Consider the following 659-nt stretch of genomic DNA (forward strand, 5'->3'; position numbering starts at 1 on the left):
ATTTCTACGGAATACATACCTCCTAAACCGCCTAAAGCATAAAATAATTCTTCGAAAATGTCTTCTTTGTTAAATTCAAGTTCTTCTATGTCAATAAGATCAGGAGTTCGGCTACATTTTTGTAAATTTTGATATATTTTGACTAAAATCTTGATTTTTTGTAGATTACTTTCAGCCTCTAAATAAGAATTTAAGTGTATTATTAGGGTTTTTATGAGTTTTTCTCTATTTTCTTTATTTTCAAGAAACTCAAGAGGACTGTGATTTATAGTTAAAATAACCAAAAGAATATACTTGAAAAATTAATAATACAAAAAACATATACTTTTTAAAAAAATAAAATTTTTCAAATATAGAAATTCAATAGAAGGAGAGAAGCTTAGTTAAAAGTTTGTTTGGTAAGCCAAAGGGAAAATTATAGCCCCCTTTAAAAAAGGGAAAAACAAGTGTTAATAACACTTGACTATAATTATACAAAGTAGTATAATTATTACTATAATTTTGTTTAACATTCTGTATCACCTCCTTTTTGGGCGTGATTGAATGCTAAAGGGGTTGCCGCCCCTTTGGCATTAACCCTTATGCAATTATACCAAAAACAAACTCTTTAACTTCTTAAAACAGTCCATGAAAAGATTTTACTTGTTATTCTTTAGCAC

The 659-nt window shown here is 27.5% G+C and carries 1 protein-coding gene; it reads right to left on the bottom strand.

Going from position 1 to position 659, the window contains the following annotated elements; genetic code table 11:
- Positions 1 to 269 (bottom strand): hypothetical protein (locus AJ930_RS06800; protein WP_148122815.1); only part of this gene is annotated, 269 nt, incomplete at its 3' end.
- Positions 270 to 659: the final 390 nt, after the last annotated feature.

Origin of the sequence: Campylobacter sp. BCW_6871 (genome assembly GCF_001762325.1) — a bacterium.
GTDB classification, from domain to species: Bacteria; Campylobacterota; Campylobacteria; order Campylobacterales; family Campylobacteraceae; genus Campylobacter_D; species Campylobacter_D jejuni.